Here is a 4,610-nt window from a genome sequence, read left to right on the forward strand (position 1 = left end):
CCTGCTCCTGCGGCCCGGACTTCCCGCCTTCCGGCGACGGCGGCCTGGTCTCGTCGGTCACTGAGCGTCCCTCCCGTGGCTGGTGCGTGCGCTGACGCCGTTCCACCCGAGGCGCCACCGGTATAAAGACGCTGCTCGGGCGGTCCGCGTTGCATCCTATTACGACGCTTTTGCGGCACTGCCCCCGATTCCGGCCCGGAAACAGGCGCACCCGACGCGTTGCGCGCCGGGTGTCCTTTTCACAGCTTTCACAGCATCGCGATGACAACGTTCACAGGTGGGACGGGGTTCACAGACGGGAGAGGACGTACGCGGCCTGCGGCCCGGCGAAGGTCGCACCGAAGCCCGAGTCCTGCACCACGACGCCGAGGGCGATGTCGAGCTGCGGATCATAGACGACCACCCAGGCGTTCGGCTTCCCGTCCTTGTTGGCGTCAGTCTCCGCGGTCCCGGTCTTCGCGTACACCGGCCCCGCCACCCCGGAGAAGACTCCCGCCGCGGTGCCGCTGGTCACCACCGCGTGCATCAGGGTCTTGAGGTTCGAGTCGGTGCCCGACGGCAGCGGCTTGGCGGTGGCCTTCGTCACCCCGTTCACCAGGTAGGGCTGGTTGAAGGAGCCGGTTCCGACGGTCGCCGCCACCGAGGCCATGGCCAGCGGCGAGGCGACCACCTGGCCCTGGCCGAAGTCCTCCTGCGCCAGCTCCGCGCCGCTCGAATCGGTCGGCATGCCGAAGTAGCTGTTCGATCCAAGACCGATGTCCCAGGACTGGTTCAGCCCGAAGTAGTCGGCGGCGGTGCTCGCCAGCTTCCCGCCTTCGAGCTGCTTGTAGAACGGGGTGAACGCGTTGTTGCAGGACTGCGCGAAGTCGGTGATGAACGGCGTGCCCGCGGGCAGCGACTCCTCGTTCTTCCCGCTCGCGTCGGTGCTGTTGTGGTACACGACGCCCTGCACAGTGAAGGTCAGCGGGCAGGCGACCGGCGTGTACAGCGACACGTAGCCGTAGTCCAGCAGCGCCGTGCTCGTGATGATCTTGAAGGTCGAGCCGGGAGCGAGGCCGCCGGCGAGCGCCGTGTCCGAACCGCTCGACGAGTTGGCGACGGCCAGGATCGCCCCGGTCGACGGCCGCAGCACCACCATCGAGCTTCGTGCATGCATCGCGACGGCGGAGCGGGCCAGCGCCTCGACGGACGGATTGATCGTGGTCTTGAGCACGGTGGCGTCCACCGGCTTGACCAGCGTCGCCGAGACCGCGCCGACGGCCTTGCCTGACCCGTCGACGATCTGCACGGCGGTGCCCGGCGTGCCACTACCGGTCGGTGCTTTCTTCCCCAGCGAGGCGTCGATGTTCTGTAGCGCGGTCTCCGAGTACGACGAGAGGTTCGTTCCCGAGGCGTCGACGACCTTGCCCGCGCCGGCCGGTACGGAGACGACGCTGAGCTTCTCGCCGCTGGTGAGGTTCGGCGCGAGGATCGACGAGTTCCACCGTACGGACCAGCCGTCCGACTGCTTGTAGGTGACGAGGCTCGACTTGTACGACCACATCATCGGGTTGTCGTGTGCGGCGGTCCGCACCTGTCCGCTGACCATCTGCCCGGTGGCGCTCTGCGTGCCGAGGCTCACCGTGGCGGAGACCGAGAACGGGACGGTGCCGGACGGGCTCGCCGTCGTACCCGTGCCCGCACCTGCCGCGGCGGAGGAACCGGCCGAGGCCGACGACGAGGATGAAGCCTTGTTGGGCGCTGCCCCTGCGACGACGGCCGGCTGCGGCTTGAGCGCCAGTGCGCTGAGGTTCAGTCCCGACTTGTAGTCGTTCATCGCCGCCAGCGCGGCAGTCGGATTGTCGGTGTACTTGGCCGCCGCCTGCAAGTCCCCGGACTGCCAGGCGTTCAGGAACGCCGTGCCGGTCTGCTCCGCGGCGGTCGCCGGGTCGCTGCTCGTCGGCTGGAAGCTCGTGTGCGTCGGTGACGGTGACGCCGCACCGGCACCCCCGCCCGACGCGGCCGTGTTCGCGTTCTTCGGCGAGCCGCCGAGAGCCATGTATGCGATCAGCCCCAGCACGGCGACCCCGGTGACCACCCCGCCGACGATCATCGGCGTGCGGTTCGACTGCGCCGGCTCGCGACGGTCGGGCTCATGCGGTTCGTACTCGGGGTACGAGTGGCCAGGCGCCTCGTGGAAAGGCGGTCGATCCGGCGCCGACCCCATCGGCCCCGGCGGGCGCAGCGGTTCCCCCTGCGCTCTCTGCTGGGGAAACGGCTCGCGCAGTTCCCGCTCCGGGCGAGACAGCGGCTCGCGCTGCTGAGGCAGGGGTTCCCGCGGCGCCTGCTGGCGCAGTGGTTCGCGAGGCTCCTGCTGAGGCATTGGGGGGAACACGGGTAGCGGTTCCCGGGGCTCCCGCGGCGCCGCCGGGCGTATCGCGCGGATCCCCCCGACCTGTGTCGGAGCGTCCGCAAGGGAGGGACCGCCGGCATCAGCACCGGCATCGGCACCGGCGCCGGTGTCCCGGTGATCGCTCCGGTACTCGTCCCAGGCGCTGCTGCCAGTGCCAGAACTCTGCGACGCATTCGATTGCTGCGGCGCCTGCGGCTGCGATGGCAACGGCGGCGGCTGCCCGCCCTGCGATTGATACGGAGCGCTGGTGGCCGGAGGTATGCCGGGCTCATCGCGGAACCAGTCGTCCGTCACCGGTCTATCGGGTCTGTCCTCGGACATGCGCGGTGCTTCCCCTCCCACTACCCCTGCCGGGTCGGTGAACCCCACTCGGTCAACCCCACCCCGGGAAAGACTCCACCCGAGTCCCAGCCGTTGCCTGCTTTCCCAATTCTGTGACAGCAGTGTGACGAACGGCCGGAGGGAGGAGCCCCGCCGCCGAAGGTCCGGCGACGGGGCTCCCGCACGTGGAGCGGACGACGGGAATCGAACCCGCGTAGCCAGTTTGGAAGACTGGGGCTCTACCATTGAGCTACGTCCGCAAGTGCCGCCCCATCTTGCCACACCCGCACGGCCACCTGCATCCGAGCAAACACCGCCGTACGCCGCCGCGGACGCCCCGCACCGACACTCGGCACCGCCGGATTCCACGCGATCCGCCGAATCGCCGGACAAGGCGGCGCAACACAGCGCTTAAGACACGGCGCTCAAGCTATCTTCGGTGCGTTCCACGCCGCCGAACCGGTACGCTTCCCCCGATCGTCGGCAGATCGTCAGCGGGGTGTGGCGCAGCTTGGTAGCGCGTCCGCTTTGGGAGCGGAAGGCCGTGGGTTCGAATCCCGCCACCCCGACTGTGTGACCAGCGCCACAACGGCCGCCCATCGCCGGGCGGCCGTTGTCCGTCTCAATTCCAGTCTCAGTTGCCCTGCCAGAGCAGCCCTTCCACGCGGTCCGCGACGTTCCGGTGGATCTGCTCTGGCGGCGCTGCGACCTCATCGCCATCACGGTTGGGCAGACTACGCGCTCGGCGTGGTGCCCAGGTCGAAGAACCGCAGGCCGTGATGGTCGACGAAGTCCTGAAAGTCGCGGACATTGAGTGTCGCCAGCGGCAGATCGTGCACCAGGCAGCAGGCCGCAATCCAGGTATCGTTCTCTGGCCGCGGCCTGCCGCGCTTGGCTCCGGCTGCGGCGAGCTGGCCCCACATCGTCGATACGGCCTTGCCGCTGTCGATGACCGGCGTCCGATCAAGCCAGGCAGTGAGCTGGGCGAGATTGTGGGGTGCCCAGTCGCGTACCAGCGCCCACTTACACATCTCGGCGTAGGTGACGAACGAGATGACCGAGGTGGTGTCGACCAGCCGCGTCAGATCGAGCTGAACGCGCTTCTTGTAGCGCTGCGAGGCGATGTTGGTGTCCAGGACGACCGGGGTGAGGCGTCCGCTCATGCCAGGCTGGCGTTGCGCCACTCGCGCACGGCCGCGATGAACTCGTCTACTTCCTCGTCCGACTCGAACACGCCGGGCTCCATGAAGTCCTCGACCGAGCGCAACGGCTCGGCGCGCTTCTCGCGGATCAGCTCCTCGATGCTGCGCTCGGGCTTGGGTGGGAACGCCTCGAAGTCCACGGGTGCTGTGGTCATCGCGGCCTCCTGTGCTCGGCTTGAACGGTCGCTTCCAGCGTACGGCCAGGCCGACCCGATCGGGGATCGAACGGAGCCAGCAACCTTTATCGGTTCGGGCCGCCCGTCTCAGTTTCTGTCTCAGCTCAGGCTGGTTCACAGCTTGTGCGTGAGCTGTACGAGCGGCGGCTAAGATGCTCCGGTCGCAGGTGGTGCGGCTTGAGCCGCACGCCGTACGGACCGGGCGCGAGTCTGGGAGCCGCAGGTCGTGGGTTCGAATCCCGCCACCCCGACAGCAGGTATTACCGGCAGAGATTCAGAGTTGCAGCGTCAGTGTTGTTGCGGCGTCAGTGTCACCGGGTTGTCCGCCTTTTGAACGGTGTCGGGCGGCGGCGGATGCCGGTTCTGCTGGCGGTAGTACCGTCTGTGACGGTTGGTCCGGACCGTGATGGACCGTCACGGTCGGTCGTGATCTGCACTTTTATCACTCAGGTGGGGTCCGCACGGTACGATACCGACCGCAAGCGCGAAGCTGCGCGCGTTCCGGTGTGCCCGCCGCGC

The 4,610-nt window shown here is 68.3% G+C and carries 3 protein-coding genes and 2 tRNA genes; 1 reads left to right on the forward strand and 4 read right to left on the reverse strand.

What is annotated here, in order from left to right; genetic code table 11:
* Nucleotides 1-289 precede the first annotated feature (289 nt).
* Both VGS97_RS23550 and VGS97_RS23555 read right to left on the reverse strand, forming a co-directional pair.
* Nucleotides 290-2,362, reverse strand: coding sequence for a penicillin-binding transpeptidase domain-containing protein (locus tag VGS97_RS23550; protein WP_326855814.1), 2,073 nt, complete (start codon nucleotides 2,360-2,362; stop codon nucleotides 290-292).
* A gap of 537 nt (nucleotides 2,363-2,899) precedes the next feature.
* Nucleotides 2,900-2,973: transfer RNA gene (locus tag VGS97_RS23555), tRNA-Gly, on the reverse strand.
* 235 nt (nucleotides 2,974-3,208) lie between these two features.
* Here VGS97_RS23555 and VGS97_RS23560 point away from each other — a divergent pair.
* Nucleotides 3,209-3,282, forward strand: a tRNA-Pro gene (locus VGS97_RS23560).
* 165 nt (nucleotides 3,283-3,447) lie between these two features.
* Here the strand turns inward: VGS97_RS23560 and VGS97_RS23565 are convergent.
* Both VGS97_RS23565 and VGS97_RS23570 read right to left on the reverse strand, forming a co-directional pair.
* Nucleotides 3,448-3,876, reverse strand: coding sequence for a type II toxin-antitoxin system VapC family toxin (locus VGS97_RS23565; RefSeq protein ID WP_326855815.1), 429 nt, complete (start codon nucleotides 3,874-3,876; stop codon nucleotides 3,448-3,450).
* A complete protein-coding gene (locus VGS97_RS23570) occupies nucleotides 3,873-4,070 on the reverse strand; it encodes a hypothetical protein (RefSeq protein WP_326855816.1) in 198 nt (65 codons plus the stop codon). Before VGS97_RS23570 ends, VGS97_RS23565 begins: the two co-directional genes overlap by 4 nt.
* Nucleotides 4,071-4,610 lie beyond the last annotated feature (540 nt).

The sequence above is a fragment of the Actinocrinis sp. genome (assembly GCF_035946395.1).
Taxonomy (GTDB): Bacteria; Actinomycetota; Actinomycetes; order Streptomycetales; family Catenulisporaceae; genus Actinocrinis.

Bases quoted from the DNA above. Each gene is read 5' to 3' on its own strand.
- VGS97_RS23550 (WP_326855814.1), bottom strand. From the start codon at position 2,362: ATGCCTCAGCAGGAGCCTCGCGAACCACTGCGCCAGCAGGCGCCGCGG.
- VGS97_RS23565 (WP_326855815.1), bottom strand. From the start codon at position 3,876: ATGAGCGGACGCCTCACCCCGGTCGTCCTGGACACCAACATCGCCTCG.
- VGS97_RS23570 (WP_326855816.1), bottom strand. From the start codon at position 4,070: ATGACCACAGCACCCGTGGACTTCGAGGCGTTCCCACCCAAGCCCGAG.